The 16186-nt window shown below is 54.6% G+C and carries 18 protein-coding genes; 10 read left to right on the forward strand and 8 right to left on the reverse strand.

Features of this window, described 5'->3' with window-relative positions:
• Window positions 1-252 precede the first annotated feature (252 nt).
• The 10 genes from HJW02_RS10110 (at window position 253) to HJW02_RS10155 (ending at window position 8266) form a co-directional block, all read left to right on the forward strand.
• Window positions 253-1140, forward strand: coding sequence for a hypothetical protein (locus HJW02_RS10110; RefSeq protein WP_156340791.1), 888 nt, complete (start codon window positions 253-255; stop codon window positions 1138-1140).
• Window positions 1141-1166: 26 nt separating this feature from the next.
• Window positions 1167-2054, forward strand: coding sequence for a serine/threonine-protein kinase (locus HJW02_RS10115; protein WP_102722778.1), 888 nt, complete (start codon window positions 1167-1169; stop codon window positions 2052-2054).
• A 10-nt stretch (window positions 2055-2064) separates the two neighbouring features.
• Entirely contained in the window at window positions 2065-2871 is an 807-nt protein-coding gene (locus tag HJW02_RS10120; protein ID WP_102722777.1) for a PP2C family serine/threonine-protein phosphatase, read from the forward strand.
• 25 nt (window positions 2872-2896) lie between these two features.
• Window positions 2897-3346: a hypothetical protein gene (locus HJW02_RS10125; protein ID WP_102722776.1), complete on the forward strand. Its 450-nt coding sequence runs from the start codon at window positions 2897-2899 to the stop codon at window positions 3344-3346.
• Between the two features lie 15 nt (window positions 3347-3361).
• Window positions 3362-3919: a hypothetical protein gene (locus tag HJW02_RS10130; RefSeq protein WP_146018108.1), complete on the forward strand. Its 558-nt coding sequence runs from the start codon at window positions 3362-3364 to the stop codon at window positions 3917-3919.
• A gap of 199 nt (window positions 3920-4118) precedes the next feature.
• Entirely contained in the window at window positions 4119-4478 is a 360-nt protein-coding gene (locus HJW02_RS10135; RefSeq protein WP_180970903.1) for a lysozyme inhibitor LprI family protein, read from the forward strand.
• Between the two features lie 90 nt (window positions 4479-4568).
• Window positions 4569-5435, forward strand: coding sequence for a lysozyme inhibitor LprI family protein (locus HJW02_RS10140; protein ID WP_180971843.1), 867 nt, complete (start codon window positions 4569-4571; stop codon window positions 5433-5435).
• 31 nt (window positions 5436-5466) lie between these two features.
• Complete coding sequence (locus HJW02_RS10145; RefSeq protein WP_180976250.1) at window positions 5467-5934, forward strand: lysozyme inhibitor LprI family protein; 468 nt, start codon at window positions 5467-5469, stop codon at window positions 5932-5934.
• 62 nt (window positions 5935-5996) lie between these two features.
• Complete coding sequence (locus tag HJW02_RS10150; protein ID WP_102722771.1) at window positions 5997-6869, forward strand: protein kinase; 873 nt, start codon at window positions 5997-5999, stop codon at window positions 6867-6869.
• Window positions 6866-8266 carry a protein phosphatase 2C domain-containing protein gene (locus HJW02_RS10155; protein ID WP_102722770.1) on the forward strand — a complete coding sequence of 467 codons (1401 nt, stop codon included), beginning with the start codon at window positions 6866-6868 and terminating at the stop codon, window positions 8264-8266. Before HJW02_RS10150 ends, HJW02_RS10155 begins: the two co-directional genes overlap by 4 nt.
• Before the next feature lie 130 nt (window positions 8267-8396).
• Here the strand turns inward: HJW02_RS10155 and yidC are convergent, their stop codons facing one another.
• The 8 genes from yidC to nadC form a co-directional block, all read right to left on the reverse strand.
• Entirely contained in the window at window positions 8397-10292 is a 1896-nt protein-coding gene (gene yidC, locus HJW02_RS10160) for a membrane protein insertase YidC (protein ID WP_102722769.1), read from the reverse strand.
• Between the two features lie 54 nt (window positions 10293-10346).
• Window positions 10347-10595: a membrane protein insertion efficiency factor YidD gene (yidD, locus tag HJW02_RS10165; protein ID WP_022396015.1), complete on the reverse strand. Its 249-nt coding sequence runs from the start codon at window positions 10593-10595 to the stop codon at window positions 10347-10349.
• Entirely contained in the window at window positions 10592-10963 is a 372-nt protein-coding gene (gene rnpA, locus HJW02_RS10170) for a ribonuclease P protein component (protein WP_180970901.1), read from the reverse strand. The genes yidD and rnpA overlap by 4 nt, the downstream gene beginning before the upstream one ends.
• A gap of 62 nt (window positions 10964-11025) precedes the next feature.
• Window positions 11026-11211 (reverse strand): 50S ribosomal protein L34, encoded by a 186-nt coding sequence (gene rpmH / locus HJW02_RS10175; protein WP_012420297.1) that lies wholly within the window; start codon window positions 11209-11211, stop codon window positions 11026-11028.
• Between the two features lie 210 nt (window positions 11212-11421).
• Complete coding sequence (locus HJW02_RS10180; protein WP_102722798.1) at window positions 11422-13533, reverse strand: glutamine synthetase III; 2112 nt, start codon at window positions 13531-13533, stop codon at window positions 11422-11424.
• A 283-nt stretch (window positions 13534-13816) separates the two neighbouring features.
• A complete protein-coding gene (locus tag HJW02_RS10185; RefSeq protein ID WP_102722768.1) occupies window positions 13817-14653 on the reverse strand; it encodes a D-hexose-6-phosphate mutarotase in 837 nt (278 codons plus the stop codon).
• Window positions 14650-15288, reverse strand: a complete 639-nt coding sequence (gene pdxH / locus HJW02_RS10190; RefSeq protein ID WP_022396019.1) for a pyridoxamine 5'-phosphate oxidase — start codon at window positions 15286-15288, stop codon at window positions 14650-14652. The genes HJW02_RS10185 and pdxH overlap by 4 nt, the downstream gene beginning before the upstream one ends.
• A 20-nt stretch (window positions 15289-15308) precedes the next feature.
• Window positions 15309-16172: a carboxylating nicotinate-nucleotide diphosphorylase gene (gene nadC / locus HJW02_RS10195; RefSeq protein WP_022396020.1), complete on the reverse strand. Its 864-nt coding sequence runs from the start codon at window positions 16170-16172 to the stop codon at window positions 15309-15311.
• Window positions 16173-16186: the final 14 nt, after the last annotated feature.

Genomic DNA, 16186 nt, shown 5'->3' on the forward strand with positions numbered 1-16186 from the left:
GGAGGCTCCCCTGAAGGCCCTTTTAGTGAAAATGAACTCCGGCTGCTTCTTTCCCAGGGAAAGATTAACGGAACTACCAACGTCATCCAAAAAGGGTAGCAGCAATGGAGCCTCCTTAGAGATGTTCTGAAAGATAATGAGCCGGCAAGGAGGCCTGATTCCGTTCCCTCTTCTTCGGAGGTTTTCTTTCCGGCCAGAGAGGCTCGCTCCGAGGCTCGTCCGGCCTCCTCTTTTGTTGGGAGTGGCCAGAGCATGGATAAGGTTACTTCCAGTATGAATGGATTGAATGCATTTATAGACAGATTATTATATAATGTATTCGGGTTTGAGAAATTGGTTCCCTTATTTAAAAAATGGGTGAAATTTTCCAATATGCTTACGAGTATAATGACCATTTTGGCTACGACTTTGATGGCCTTTGCTATCGCTACCATAGCTTCAGCTCCTTCCCCCAGATTTTCTCCGTATTCCAATCCTTACAGCCATTTCTCTCCCTCCTCTTCCATGGAAACCGTTGAAGGAGGTTTGTCGGGGGGAGCAATCATGGCCGCTCTGATTGGAGGAATTCTGGTCGGCGTCCTTTTACAATATGTTGTTACCTTGTTTTCCCGAGCAAACATAGGTTACTTCTTCGGAAGAAAACCGGTTTTGTCTTCCATGCTTATTCCCCGTTTGGCGTCCATCTTGGGTGTATTGTTTATAGTGGCCACCATCATCGGCATATGCGCGTTAAAAGGTGTCATGATCGTCGTCGGCATTCTAGTACTCGTATGCTTGTTCTATCTTGTCTGGCTGCATTTGAACTGCAATAGGATTTTTGTAGATATTAACGAGCAGGATGCATCCGGATCATCTGACCTGATCGGATACATGATGTACGGGTTACGCTACATGCTGGTAGCGGGGCAAACACTGACCCCTTTATGGCTGCTGGTATTAAGTCTCCTTAGCTGTAGCATTATTTTTGCAGGGGACGGAGGTAGCTCTTTTGCTTTTTTCTTTCCTTCTAAATTTTCCATGGGTGCCATCATCAGCATATGCGTGATGTGTGCCGCGCCCATCGTGCTTCATCTGGCTTACATCGTACTAAGCATTATTCCTGAGCTTCTTCTTGCCATCTTGAAGAGGAACCGTGCCTGAGTCCGTTCATTCACGAGGAATCCCTCATGTCCAGCCAACACATATTGCCTGATGGTATTTGCATCGGTCCCTACAGGATTGATTCTTGTCTGGGCATGGGAGGATTCGGCATCAGCTACCTGGCGGAGGATCGCATGGAGGGGAAGCGGGTGGTCCTGAAGGAAAATTTTCCCCATTCCAGTGCAATACGGTGTTCTTCCACTCTCCGGTTGCAGGTCAAGGAAGGCAGGCATGCGGAGGATTTCGAATGGGCTCGGCAGCGGTTTATCCGGGAGGCGCGGTTGATGCACGGTTTGAATCATCCGGGCATCGTCAAAGTGCATCGGTTGTTTGAGGCGCTTAATACGGTGTATTACGTCATGAGTTTCGTAGAGGGGAAAACACTGGAGGATATGATTGAACATCATCATATTGCCTCAAGCCTGACTCAGAAGGAGGTTCTTGACTATCTACGCCAGAGTCTCCATATCCTTGATTATATCCATGAACGGTTTATCTATCATCGGGATATCAAGCCCGCTAATCTGATGCTTACTCCGGAAGGGAAGATTGTCCTCATTGACTTCGGGCTTGCCAGGAATTTTGCGGCGGATTTCCAGCATACGGTGATGGGAACCAAATGTTTTTATCCGCCGGAACAAATGGACAAGGATGCTTCCCATGGCCCGTGGACGGATATTTATGCCCTGGGCGCTACGTTTTACTGCCTGTTGCTGGGAGAGCCTCCGCTCATCAGCACCATACGCTGTTGTTGTCCGGAAAATGACCATCTGGCGGAGAACTCTTCTCTTTTATCCCGGTTCCGCCGTGAATTGTTACAGGTGCTTGACCAGGCTCTGGAGCCGGATGCGGGGCAACGCCTGCGTTCTGCCAGGGAATGCCTGAAACTTCTGAACGGGATGGAACAATATTGATAACGCTCCTATGAAGAAAGAACTGAAGGCGTTGAAAAATGATCTGGTTTTTGCCGTTTCCCTGATTGGGGATCGGGAAAAGCAGGAGGATAATCTGGGCATGTGGACTCATGGCTCCGCCAGCCTGCTGGTAGTGGCTGACGGAGCGGGAGGCCATGCCGATGGGGCTGCGGCTTCCGCCTTGGCCGTCTCTATCTTTGAAGAGGTTTGGAGAGACCGCCAGCAGGAGCTTTTGAACAATCCTTCGGAGGTGATCCATCAGGCTTTGAAAGAAGCCCACCAGCGCATCATTGACCAAACCGGAGCCGGGGATGCGGGGCACAGTGGAAAGGCTGCGGTCGTCGTGCTTCTGGTACTGCCGGGAGAGTACGTGGTGGCTCATCTGGGGGATTGCAGGATGTACCATTTTTCCCGGGGGACTCTTGTGGATCAGACGGTGGATGACAGCGTTCTTCAGATATTGATTGATTCCGGTCGTGTAGCTCCGTTTGAAACCTACCACCATCCGGACCAGAGCAAGCTGATTCAGGCGCTGGGTTCCACCCGCAACATTGTTCCCCATGTTGACCGCCGGCCATGGATGCCGGGAGATGCCTTTATCCTGTGCTGTGATGGCTTCTGGCAGGAATTGCACACGGGGGAAATCGCCTCCGTCTCTCTTGGTTCCCTGTCAGCCATGCCGCAAACGCTTGAAGATTTGGCTCTGCTGGCGGTCCAGCGCACCAAGGGAAACTCTGATAATGTAACCGCCATAGGGTATTTTTCCCGTCCTCCAAGCCTGCTGGGAAGGATGGTGAATTTTCTTTTTAGCCGCTAATATCAATCAATAGCATGAAAATAAAATGAAAAGGAACCTCTTGTTTGCAAAATCATCCGCCACTGTTCTTTCCTGTGCGGCGTTTTCATATGCAGGAGAGGTCCAGGCGCCGCCATCTATCAAGGGTGCGACAATCACCATTGAATTTGAAGAAGCAAATCTTATTCGTAGAGAGACATTGGAGTATGATGAAATTATAGAAAGCGCTTATAGCGAATTGGTTTACGTACCTAAAAAAGGAACCGCACTTATTTCTTTTGGCTATACGCATACGGGACGAAGGTTTTATAATTTCATAGTGAGCGGAGAGGATAAGCACCTCGCAAATTTTGAAGAAAACGCTAAACCCGCAACCATTACGTTTTCCAGCAAGAAAGGCCGTATCTACCAGGGTAAGATCCATGGATACCGGACTTGCGACAGAGGAGGGGGATGGGACAAACTCATCAGCATCACAATCAAGCTGCCCAAATAGCCTTGCAGAAACGGCATGAAATATGCCGTTCTTTGCCGAACAAAAACAATAACAACAGAAAGAAAAAACATGAATGTAACTACATTGTTATCCTTATCCGCAACAGCCATCGTTTGCGGGGCCAGCGCGTTCTGCGCGGATATCCAGGCTCCCGACTCCATCAAGGGCGCGACGATTGAATTTGAGTATCAGATGGATAATCAGATCTTTTCACAGCAGCTGACACTCAAGGATGATCATGCCTTCTTATTGAAATACGCTCCCGACGGCGCTTCCGCGCAAATTGTTTTGAATTGGCTTAACGCCGCAGAGACGGGAACACGAGTAATCGAATTCTACTATCTCATTTCCGGGGAAAAGAATATGTCCGAGAAAACCAGGGACAAAATCCTGGACGGCGTCTTCAATGAAGGGCAAGGCGTGGAATTTGCGCCTGCCTCAATTACTTTTACCGGGAAGAAGGGGAATACATGGAAAGGCACATTGAGCGGGACTCTTATGTGTGACAGGTGGTCGCATACTTATCCCAAAGGGGTGAAGCTGGTCAGCATCACGATCACCGTACCCGAATAAGGAAACGAAAGGAGAAGCAACGCAGCCAGGTTCACCTCTCACGTATGTTTCATGGACGTCATGCGATTTTCAAGTAATTTAAGGCTTTGGGGTTGATATGAAATCTTCTCTCTTTCCTCCTGCCGTTCTTTTTACGGTATTTTTCTTTTCCCCCGCCCTGGGAAAAGACGGGGAGGACATGTGCCGTGAGGATGCTGTCTTGACTCGCTTGCTCCGTCAGTTTGACAGGCCCAACCAGGAAATGGTGGTTAATATGCTCAGAGTGGAACTATGGGCATATTGGGAGAAAAGGCTGGAAAAGGTCTACCGGAAATTATTGAAGCATTATTCGGAACGTCCGGAACTGGCGGAGCAGCTGGAGGCATCCCAGCAGGCCTGGATCACCTACCGGGACGCAACCGTGAAAACTTACGGAAAATGCATGAAGAGGGGAAGAAAAGACCTTCCGGAGAACGGCTGGTATGCGGCAAATATAAATTGCCTGTTCATTGATCTTGTCGAGGAGAGATGCCGAATTCTGGAAGAACTCCTTGGACTGGTTCAAGGAAACGGTCTTTGACACCCCAGGGTAAGAGGCGAATGGAGATGCCGGGATCTGAAATTAAAACAAATTGGTCATAAGAAAATGGTTAAGATATTGAATACAATCATGAAAGATGCAGTATGGGCTGTCATTGCCATTATGGGTGGCGTTTGCTCGTTCGCCGGAGATGTTCAGGCCCCCTCCTCCCTGGCAGTGGCAGAAGCGCAATGCAGTATTGTCTATCAGAACGGACAGGAGAAGGATTCCCTGCACTTTTCGGATGGACTGTCCTATGAGGGCGCAGAGAGCAAAATTACCAGATATGAACCGAAGGGGACTTCCGCCCTTATTACCGCCGTTTATGTGGACAAAACGAAAGAGGCGCCCATTGGCGGAGAGTATTATGAGAAGGACCCCAGCCAATACAGGCGTTACATTTTATCCGGAGAAGCGTCCTACGAAAAAGCCTGCGGAAAGAATCCGTCTCCGGCAACGATCATCTTTACGGATAAAGGCGGACGTCGTTACTACAAGGGGGTGCTTAAAGGATATCTTACATGCAACAAGGACCAGACTTCCAAAAAGTTGGTTGAAATCACCATCATGCTGGATGAAAAGTTCGTGGACCCCGAACTTGCTGAAATACGTGAGAAATTCAAAGGAGAGATTACCGGCCGGCAGGCCACCATACTCAGGTATGATCTTATAGAGTATTGGGATGGCCGGCTTAAGAGGGTTTATCAGGCCCTTATGGCCCATTACGCGAAGAACCCGTCAGTAGCCGGCAAATTGAGAACGGCGCAAAGGAACTGGATCGCCTGCCGTGATGCGACGGAGGAGGCGTACGGGTTGTGCTTGAAGGGAGGAGAGGAAAATGAGCCTGAAGACGAATGGTTCCGGGCCAACATAACTAGACTGCAGCTTGACTTTATTGAAACCCGCTGCGCCATTTTGGAAGAGCTTCTGGATACCGTTAAGTTGAATGATCTTTAACGGGAAAATGGATATAAAAATAAGAAATCACATGAAGAAAAAAACAATAACCGTGATGATGGCAGCCCTGTTGGGAACCGTTTTTGCGCCGGCCCAGGAACCCGCACCCGTTAACACTCCCGGCAAGGAGGATCCCGAATTGACGGAGCTGACCGCAAGGTTGGATGAGAGTACTGGCGACAGGGCGGCAAACATCGTCCGGGGAGAGCTTTTCGCCTATTGGGATAGAAGGCTCAACAAGGCTTATCAGGCATTAATGAAGTATTATGCAGCCCGTTCCTCCATGATTGCGGAGCTGAAAAAGTCTCAGCGGGCCTGGATTTCTGAGAGGGATGTGACTTTATCATTTTACAGATTGTGCCTTAAAGGCGGGAATGCGGAAGTTGTGGAAGACGGATGGTTCAATGTAAACGCCCTGAGTTTGGAGATCAGTCTCATCAAGGACCGCTGCCTGTTGCTGGAAGACCTTTTGGTGCTTGTGAAGGATAATGAACTTTAGGGAAAAAAGCTCACCCCCCCTCCGGTGTTTTCCCATGCCGGATGCAGCGGATATAAACTGCCATGTATATCATTCCTCTTCCGGAAGGCGTTAAATTGGGCGCGTATCAACTGGAAAGCGTATACTCCCTGGATCCGTACTATTGTATTTACAAGGCACAGGACAGGAAAAGCGGAGAAGGCGTGCTTGTCCAGGAATTTGCTCCTGTGAGCATGGTATCCAGGGAGGCCCGGGAATTTGATTTTGCCGCGGTTCCCGGGAAGGAGGCAGCCTTTGCAAAGATGCTGGAGAGGTTTCTGAAATTTTACAGTACGGCTGCGGAGCTTTCCCATGCGTCCCTGGGGAAAGTGCTTGGCGTTTACAGAGTATTGGGGAGCGGGATAGCTGTCCATGAAATGCCTCCGGAGGGCGCCTCCCTGCCGGAGAAAATGAAGGACCTGGCTGGAATGTCTTCAGACAGGTTGGAGAAGAAGATGATGCTTCTTCTGGACGCCGTCTCTTATATGCACGAGCGAAATGTCTTGCATGGCAATATTTCCCTGAATTCCATTTTTTGGGATGAAGCACGTCAGAACATGGTGATTCAAGGAATGTTCTGCCTTCTGGAGAGAGAACGGGACGTCCAGACTACGGTTGTTCATGATGTGAATGTGGCGGCTCCTGAAACTCTGCTGAAAGGGGGAGCTTATGATTCCCGCGCCGAGGTATATTCCCTGGCTTCCTGTTTCTATTTTCTGATAACCGGTGAGCCGTTAATACGCGGTGACCAGCGGTTTTGCAGTGCTCATCAGACAGGATTGGCTTCCGACAGGCATTTGCAGAGCCGGTACTCATCCGGCTTCCTGAAGAGCCTGGACCGTGCCCTCCAGGTTCGGAGAGAAGACAGATTCGCGTCTGCATCCGTCTGGATTAATGAATTGAAAAAGAGGGCATGATACAGCAGGAAAAGATGTTGTCTGCCGGAGGGAGGCCGTCCTGCGGCCCTTTCCCTGATTCATTGGTCGTGGGGTGGATGGTGATTGTTTCCGGCGTGGATTGCGGAAAGTTTTTCCCGCTAACTTATGGAAAAGCTTCCATGGGGACGGCTGAGAGCAATACACTGGTTATCTCGGAAGAGTATGAGGGAGTGGCGGAAGAGTCTCACTGTTCCATTTCCCTGACGAAAGATGACCGGTTGTTTAAATTGAACGTCTGCGGTGAGGAGAATTTTCCTGTTTTTGTTAATGGAGAGAGGGTGGCAGGCTCCTTTATCCTTTTGGGGAGGGAAGAGATTCGTCTGGGAGATTTGAAGCTTGTTTTTGTAGCTCTCTGCGATGAGAATTTTTTTTGGCCGGAGGAAATGATCCCCGGAGGAGAGACTGAATCTGCCGGAGAATTGGAAAGGAGGGATTGGGAAGAACTCGGAGAAATCCCCATTTCTTCCATTTCCTGGGATATGCAGAGGTGTTCCGGGGATGTGTCCGAACGAGAGTGCTTGTCGGACGAACAGCGTTTCAGTTGTTTCCTCCAAAAAAACTGGTTGTTCATGTGCAGTGATTCCATGCTGGGAGACCGGAAGGAACAGCAGGATTCTTCGGGTTACTGGAATAATGAGGAGTGGGCTTTTTTCGTGATTGTAGACGGAGCCGGAGGTCACTCTCTTGGGGCGGAGGCTTCCCGGGCAGTTATTAAAACGGCTTCCAGATATTGGAAGGCTAGCGTAGGCATGCCTACTCCGGAGCCCCGTTTATGGCTGGAATCCTTTTTCCTCTGTGCCAATGAAAAAGTCCGGGTGGAAACTTACCGTGGCGGCCGAGCCTCCGTAACATCTGTCCTGTTGCACCGGTCCGGACGATGTTATATTGGTCATGTAGGAGACTGCCGCGCGTATCATTTGCGCGGCAGTAAAATCTGTTTCAGGAGCAAGGATGATAATGTGGCTCAGCTTTTGGTGGACCAGGGACTTTTATCCGCAGATGAGGTGAATGGGAACAGATCAAGGCATCAGTTGATCAAGGCCCTGGGAGGAAGCATTCCTCCCAAGATGGGCTACCGGGAGTTGGAATATGAGCGTGGAGATTTGTTTTTCCTTTGTACGGATGGAGTCTGGGGCGTTCTTGATGATTTTTTGATTGCCGCGTCATTGTCCGATGCCTCCTCCCCTATGTATTGGAAAGGGCCCGATTGTGAAATGAGGCAGAGGGAACATCTTGCTTCCTCCGTGCAGTCCCTGTTCCATTCCGTCCGCTTTCTTTCTTCCTGCCATGCGGATAATGCCAGTTGTACGGTTGTTTCCGTAAGTCCCTTGTCTGAAGATGGTGCAGAGGGGCCGGACAGGAGATTTTTTGATTAGCGTCTTTCGGTATTTAAATAGAAGGAATTCGAAAATCCCCGTCGGGAGAGGTACGTTTTTTATAACCCATAAAAAAGTGCGGCCGTGTGAACAGCCGCACTTGCAGGGAAGAGAGAGTAAAGGCGCGCCCCTACTTCTTGGGCGTTATGTTGCGCATGTTGCGGCCCTTGGCCTTGCGCTGCTGTTCCTCCAGGGCCACGCGCTGCTGGTCCATCATCCTCTGGAAGAAGCCGGGCTTCTTCTTTTTGGCGGCGGAGAGCACGGGCATGGGCAGGCGGCGGATGAGGGCCGTCTGGCCGATGGAAATCAGGTTCTGCGTGGTCCAGTACAGGGCCAGGGCGGAAGCGAAGTTATAACAGAAGAGGAAGAACATCAGGGGCATCAGGTTCATGATGATGCGCTGGGAGCGTTCGCCCGCCTGCGGGGTCATCCGCATCTGGACAATCATGGTCACGGCCATGATGAGAGGCAGGATGTTGATCGGGATGCCGAACAGGTGGCCTACGGTGTCGGGCAGGGACAGGTCCGTCATCCACAGGCAGAAGGGCTGCCCCCTCAGCTCCGCGGAATACTGGAGCACGCGGTAGAAGGCGAAGAAGATGGGGATCTGGATGAGCATGGGCACGCAGCCGCTGGCAGGGTTGATGCCGTATTTCTGGTACAGCTTCATCATCTCCATGTTCACCTTCTGGGGGTCGTCCGGATATTTTTCCTTGAGCTTGGCCATCTCCGGCTGAACCAGGGACATGCGCTTCATGGCCATGTAGGATTTCTTGTGCAGCGGCCAGATGAGCGCGCGGACGACGATGGTCATGCAGATGATGGCCACGCCCCAGTTTCCGAACCATCCGTGGAAGAGGTTGAGCAGCCAGTTCATCGGCACGCTCAGGAAGACGAGCCAGCCGTACGCCATGATGTCGCTGATGGCGGGGTAGGTGAGGTTCAGGTCGCGCAGGTAGGCGTTGAATTTGGGACCGGTGTAGATGTCGTAGGTGAGCGTCTTTATTTCGTTGGGCGCCATGGTCAGGTTGGGGATGCCCATGGCTACGGTGACGCCGGGCACCAGTGTGTTGTTTTCATGCGCCAGCGGGAATTCCTGGCGGGTGGCGTACACGGTGGAGCCCTTGGACTCGTTCTGGGGAAGAAGAATGGTGGCGTAGTACTGGCTCATCACGCCGGCATAGGTCAGGTCCTGCAAGGGGCCTTCCAGGACGCGGGCCTTTGCGGTGCTGAAAAAGCCGCCCGTGAAATAGGAGGGCACTTCCTGTTCCAGGGAACCGTCCGCATGGTAGAAGAAGTGGGTGTAGGTGTCCTTCGGTTCACTCTTGGCGATGGGGTAGGCGCTGCCGCCGAAGATGCCCATGTAGCGCAGATCCTGGACGTTGGAGGATTTGTTGAGCAGGGAGACGGTCAGGCGGATGAGGTACTTGCTGCCGGGCAGTACTTTTCCTTCCAGATTCTTGACGGGGTGCAGGGTGTAGGTCTTGGAGATGAAGAGCTGCCGTGCGGGATCATAGCCCTCCAGGGTGACGGAGTCCGCCGTGCGGCTGACTTCCTTGTACACGGTGTTGTCATAGGACGGGTCCTGGGTGGCGTCCATGTTGAAGACAAGCTCGCCAATGCCCCTCTGCTGGGCTTCGTTGATGGTGATGTTGTGGTCCGCGACTTTTTGGGAGTCCACAATGTCGTTGTGGAGGGTAACGGCGCCGATGGAGCCGCCGATGCGGTTGAAGGTGTACGTGATGAAGGGTTCCTGCTTGCCGTCCGCTTCCTGCGTGGCCGTCAGCGTGATCGGGCTGGTCTTGTCTTCTTCAAGGGCCTTGCTGGCGGAAGGCTGTTCCGGGGCGCTGGGAGCGGCGGGCGCCTGTGCTCCGGGAGCCGGGACGCTTGCCGGAGCGGCGGCCGTCTGCTGGACGGGAGCCGGGGCGGCGGGGACGGGCTCTTCCTTTTTATTGTTGCCCATGTAAATGTTCAGGCCCAGAAGGGCGGCGCAAACGCCTATGACGATCCATGCTGTGCGATCCATAATGTGATATAGCTTGATTGAAGTTGGTTGAGAGGGAGGGGAGAGAAAGGTAATTTAATGCGGCGTGCGGGCCGGAGGCACAGGATCATACCCTGAACCGCCCCACGGGTTGCATCTTAAAATGCGCCATGAGCCAAGAAGAAAGCCGCGCCAGGCTCCATGGACCCGGACGGCCTGGATGAAGTACTGGGAACAGGAGGGAGTATAGCGGCAGCCGCTGCCGGGGCCCCCCAGCGCATGCAGGGGGGCGCTGATGAAGGTTTGGTAGCCCCGTACCAGGGCAATGAGCAGCCATTTCATCATGCTTTGTCTTGTTCCCGGGAAAGAAGTTGAAGTTTGAGCTTGCGGGCGGCTTTCTGCCAGTCCCGCTCCAGGTCTGCATAGCTGGCTTCCACGGCCCGCCAGCGGAGGACGCACACCAGGTGCACGCCGTGTTCAAAGGGGGCTCCGTGCGCCCTCAGGATTTCCCGTACGCGTCTCCGCAGCTTGTTGCGGACGACGGCGCAGCCGATTTTTTTCGTGCAGATGATGCCGAATTTGGAGGGTTCCTCCGGATGTTCCAGCGGGGCTGCACTTAAAACAATAAGCCGACCTGCTACGGATGGTCCCTCGTTGCGCACCCGGGCAAATTGGAATGCCCTGGTCATGCTTTGTTGACGAGTAAGACGCATCTCCCGCGGGTCGGCCCGTGAAAAAGTTCCAAGGAGGCGTTAACCAAGTCCTGGCGGCTGAATTAACGGCCGTGCTGGATGGTATGGCGCTTGTACTGGATTTCGGCTCCCTTGGGAAGCAGGCGCTTGCGGCCTTTGGCGCGGCGGCGGCGAATGATGTCTGCTCCGTTCTTGGTAGCCATGCGTGCACGGAATCCGAACTGACGCTTGCGGCAACGCTTGGATGGTTGATAAGTCCTCTTGCTCATGATGTTGAAAGATGCTTCTTGTGAATTACTAGATTCAGTGCCGTCCGTCTAAGCGGCCTATGCACAACCGGACGGAAAGGATAACTATTTTGGCTGTTTTGTCAATCCGTCAGGCGATTAATTTGCCCTTTTTCTTGGGGAAGGTACTGGAATAAGTGATGTTTATGGTTGATAGCCAGTTATTTTCTGTTCCGGAGGGAGCCCTTTGTTTTACAGAAAGAGCAGTTCCGCATAGGTGGGAACGGGCCACAGGTCTGCGTCCGTCAGGCTTTCCAGCATGTCGATGGTGCTTCTTAGATTGTCCATGCCCGTCTGGATGACCTTCGTCTCGGCTTTGTCCACGGCGCAGCGGAGTTCCTGCACCTGGGTGGGGAGAAGGTCCAGCAGCGTGCCGATCTGGTTGGCGCGGTCCGCGGTGGCTTTCATGCCCGCCTTGATTCCGGCGGCTTTCATCTGGGCTATGGCGGTGGTGAGCTGCGTGAGCTGTTCCGTCACGGCGGGGATGTAGAGGGTTTCCACCATCAGAAGGGCGGTTTCCGCTTCAATGCTGATTTCCTTGTGGAAGATTTCCGTCTGGATTTCATGGCGGGCGTGGAGCTCCACGGGGCTGACCACCTTGTATTTTTCAAAGAGGGCCTTGGCCTTGGGCGTTTCCAGCGCGGCCAGGGCTTCAATGGTGCCGGGAACGTTGGGCAGTTTGCGGCGTTCCGCTTCTTCAATCCAGGCTTCTCCGTAGCCGTCTCCGCTGAAAAGGATGCGCTTGTGCTTCTTGATGATGTTCTGAAGCAGCTTGTTCAGCGTGGCATGGAATTCCTCCGGCTTGTCCTTGACAGGTTCCAGGATGGTGCAGATTTCATCCAGGCTTTCCGCCACGATGGTGTTGAGCACCGTCATGGGCCAGGCGCAGGTCTGGGAGGAGCCTACGGCGCGGAATTCGAATTTATTGCCCGTGAAGGCGAAGGGGCTGGTGCGGTTCCTGTCGGAGGCGTCCAGAGGGAACATGGGCAGGGTATCCACGCCGATGTTGATGGTTTTCTGGGTGCACGCCTTTTTGGTGCCGCCCTTTTCAATTTGCTCAATGATTTCATCCAGCAGATCCCCCAGAAAGATGGAGATGATGGCCGGAGGCGCTTCATGGGCGCCCAGGCGGTGTTCGTTGCCGGATTTGGCGACGGAGGCGCGCAGCAGGTCCGCGTGTTCGTCCACGGCCTTGATCGTGGCGCAGAGCAGGGTGAGGAAGATGGCGTTTTCCTGCGGGCTGGAACCCGGGTTGAGCAGGCTGCCGTAACCGGGGGCGGAGAGGGACCAGTTGTTGTGCTTGCCGGAGCCGTTCATGCCGGAGAAGGGCTTTTCATGCAGCAGGCAGACCATGTCATGCTTGTTGGCGGTCTTGCGGAGCACTTCCATGACCAGCATGTTGTGGTCCACGGCCAGGTTCTGGCTTTCAAAGATGGGCGCAATTTCAAACTGGCCGGGCGCAACTTCATTGTGGCGCGTTTTGGCCGGAATGCCAAGTTTCCAGAGGGCTTCGTCCACGTCCACCATGAATTCCAGCACGCGGTCCTTGATGGAGCCGAAGTAGTGGTCTTCCATCTGCTGGTGCTTGGGGGGGACGTTGCCGAAGAGGGTGCGGCCGCACATCATCAGGTCCGGGCGCAGGGCGTAAAGCTGCTTGTCCACCAGGAAGTATTCCTGCTCCGCGCCCAGATCGGCGCTGACGTGGATGTTGGACGGGCCGCCGAAGCAGGACAGCAGGCGCCTGGCCTGGCGGGTGACGGCGGTCATGGAGCGGAGAAGGGGAGTCTTTTTGTCCAGCGCCTGTCCCTTATAGGAGCAGAAGGCGGTGGGGATGCAGAGGGTGGCGCCGTTTTCCGTGCGCTTGATGAAGGCGGGGCTGGTGGGATCCCAGGCAGTGTAGCCGCGGGCTTCAAAGGTGGCGCGGAGGCCGCCGGAGGGGAAGCTGGAGGCGTCCGGCTCGCCCTGAACCAGGCTCTTTCCGGAGAATTTGAGTTCCAGGTTTCCTTCCGGGTCCACGTCCACGAAGGAGTCATGCTTTTCCGCCGTGCTTCCGTTGAGGGGCTGGAACCAGTGGGTGTAATGGCTGGCGCCCTTTTCCAGAGCCCACGTCATCATGGCCTGGGCCACTTCATTGGCAATGTCCGGGTCCAGCTTTTCGTCCTTGCGGATGGTAGCCAGCAGTTTCTTGTAGACGGGACGGGGCAGGTAGTTGCGCATGGTCTCCATGTTGAAGACATCCTGACCGTAAATTTCCGCAATGAAGGTTGCGGCATTGCCAACATCGGAAGGTGGGTTTGTATGCATCTTGGTAGGGAACGCGCCAAAAGGCTCGGAATCTACCAAACCTTAAAAGGGGGGTTTTTGCAAGCCGAATCCTGCCGGAGAGCTCCACGGAGGGATGATTCAGGGAACAAAAGTTCCGGAGGAGTCCAATTTCACCTTTTGAAGGGAAGGACGGAAAGGCTGCCGTTCTTCATGCTCCCCTGTCCGGAAGCGGTACGGAACGGCCTGGGAGGTCATTCCCCGCGCATGGGGTTTCCTGCCAGCCGTCCGTTCATCCGGAGGCGGAAGGGAGGGGGAATGCCTGCTATTCCAGCGGTCCCACCGTGATTTTCTGGCACAGGGTGTGGGATTGTCCGGAGGCGAGGGGAATGCAGCGGGAACCGGCATTGCCCATTTCCACGCACAGGAATTTGTTCCAGGATTCCGCGCCCAGATCCGCCATGTTTCCGGCTCCCTGCTGTCCCGGGTTCCAGATGATGACGGAAGAGGCGTGGTCCCGCTCCACGGTGATGGTGCGGTTCAGCACGAAGTCTTCCAGCACGATTTTCCCGGAACAGGCCGGGCAGTCGTAAACGCGGTCCAGGCACCCCAGGGGGGCCAGCGGGCGTTCTCCGTGCTTCATGGGCTGGGGCGCTTCTTCCCGGAACGGTACGTCGTCCAGCCCGTGTACGCGGCATTTGGTCAGGTTGCCGACGGCAAAGTAGTTGTGAAAGGCTTCCGTGAGCTTGCAGGGCTGCATGCGGGCGGTGGTTTCCAGCTTCATGGCCAGCGTGCGGCCCAGCGCCAGGCGCAGGATGGCGGCGGGGTAGGATTCGTCTTCCGGATAGAAGGCCAGGGAAAGCAGGGCGTTCCCCCGCTTGTCCGTCTCCTGGTGATGGAGGCGCCATTCCGAGGTGCGCGCCACGCCGTGGGACGGTTCGCCCTTTCGCGGACCGAACCAGGGCCAGCAGACGGGAATGCCGCCGCGGATAGCTTTGCCGGGCGCAAAGACCGCATTGGGGGAAAGGAAGAGGCATTCTTCCTGCCCCTCCGGCTTCCATGACGTGAGGTGCGCCCCTTGCAGGCACAGGGTGGCTGTACAGAGCGGTGTTTCCACGTCCAGGAAAGCAACTCCCTGGTCTGTTGCTCGCCGGGTAATCATGGCTGGAGGCGTTCGATCGTCCAGGAACCGTTTTCCTGGAGCTTGTACATGAAGCGGTCGTGAACGCGGCCGGGGCCGCCCTGCCAGAATTCAAAGGTGTCCGGAATGATCCGGTAGCCGCCCCAGAAGGAGGGCAGGGGGATTTCTCCCTTGGAGAATTTGTTTTTCAGCTCCATCAGCTTCATTTCCAGCAGTTTTCTTCCGGAGATGACGGAGCTTTGCTGAGAGACCCACGCGCCGAGCTGGGATTCCTTGGGACGGGTGAGGAAGTATTTCAGGGATTCCGCGCGGGAAACCTTGACGGCCTTCCCGTAAATGATGACCTGGCGTTCCAGCATCACCCATGGCAGCATCATGCAGACCTGCGGGTTTTCTTCAATGTCATGGGCCTTGTGGCTGCCGTAGTTGGTGAAAAAGACGAAGCCTGTCTGGTCAAAGTATTTGAGCAGCACCGTACGCAGGGAGGGCCTGCCGTGGGCGTTCACCGTAGCCAGGGAAAAGGCGTTGGGTTCCGGAATGTCCGCTTTCAAGGCCTGTTCAAACCAGGTCTGGAATTGTTCAAAGGGGTTTTCCGCCAGGTCTTTTCTGTGAAGCTGGCCCTTGAGGTATTCTTCTCTGAAATTGGACAGGTCCATGATAGGGTGAAAGGTAAGTGTTATTCCACGCTGAAATCCAGCCCCAGGTCCAGGGAGGGGGCGGAGTGGGTGACGTAGCCCACGGAAACGAAGTCCACGCCGGATTCCGCAATGGCGGCCACCGTGTCCAGGTTGACGCCCCCGCTGGCTTCCATCAGGGGCGTGGCGCGGTCGCCGCGCATGGCGACGGCCTGCTTCAGCATCTCCGGCGTCATGTTGTCCAGAAGGATGTGGTCCACTCCTTCCAGCTTGAGGAAGGCTTCCACCTGTTCCAGGGTGTCCGCTTCCAGCTGGATTTCCACGCCGGGCTTTTCCGCGCGCAGCCTGTTGATGCACTGCTGGAGGTGTTCCGTGTTGCCGTCCGTCATCAGGTGGTTGTCCTTCACCATGGCGCGGTCATAAAGGCCCATGCGGTGGTTGGTGCCTCCGCCGTGGGCCACGGCTGCCTTTTCCAGCAGGCGGTAGCCGGGAGTGGTCTTGCGGGTGTCCAGGATGCGGGCGCTGGTGTGGGAAACGGCCTTCACGTATTTCCTGGTGAGCGTGGCTACGCCGGAAAGGCGCTGGATGAAGTTGAGCGCGGTGCGTTCCGCTCCCAGGATGGAGCGGGCGGACCCTTCAATGAGCATCACCACGGCGCCGGGCGCCACGGCCTCCCCGTCATGCAGGTAGACTTCCACCTTCAGGGAGGGGTCCACCTTGCGGAAGACTTCCGCCGCCACGTTGACGCCGGAAAGAACGCCCTTTTTCCGGGGCGTCAGAATGGCTCTGGCGGTCAGGTGTTCCGGGACGAAGTATGTGGAAGTCACATCCCCGGGGCCGAAGTCTTCGGCCAGCGCCAGATTGATCAGGGTTTCCACGTTGTCGGATACGGTTTCTGCGGGCATGAAAGAAAATGCGG

It is taken from the genome of Akkermansia sp. GGCC_0220 (assembly GCF_017566105.1).
Lineage (GTDB): Bacteria > Verrucomicrobiota > Verrucomicrobiia > Verrucomicrobiales > Akkermansiaceae > Akkermansia > Akkermansia massiliensis.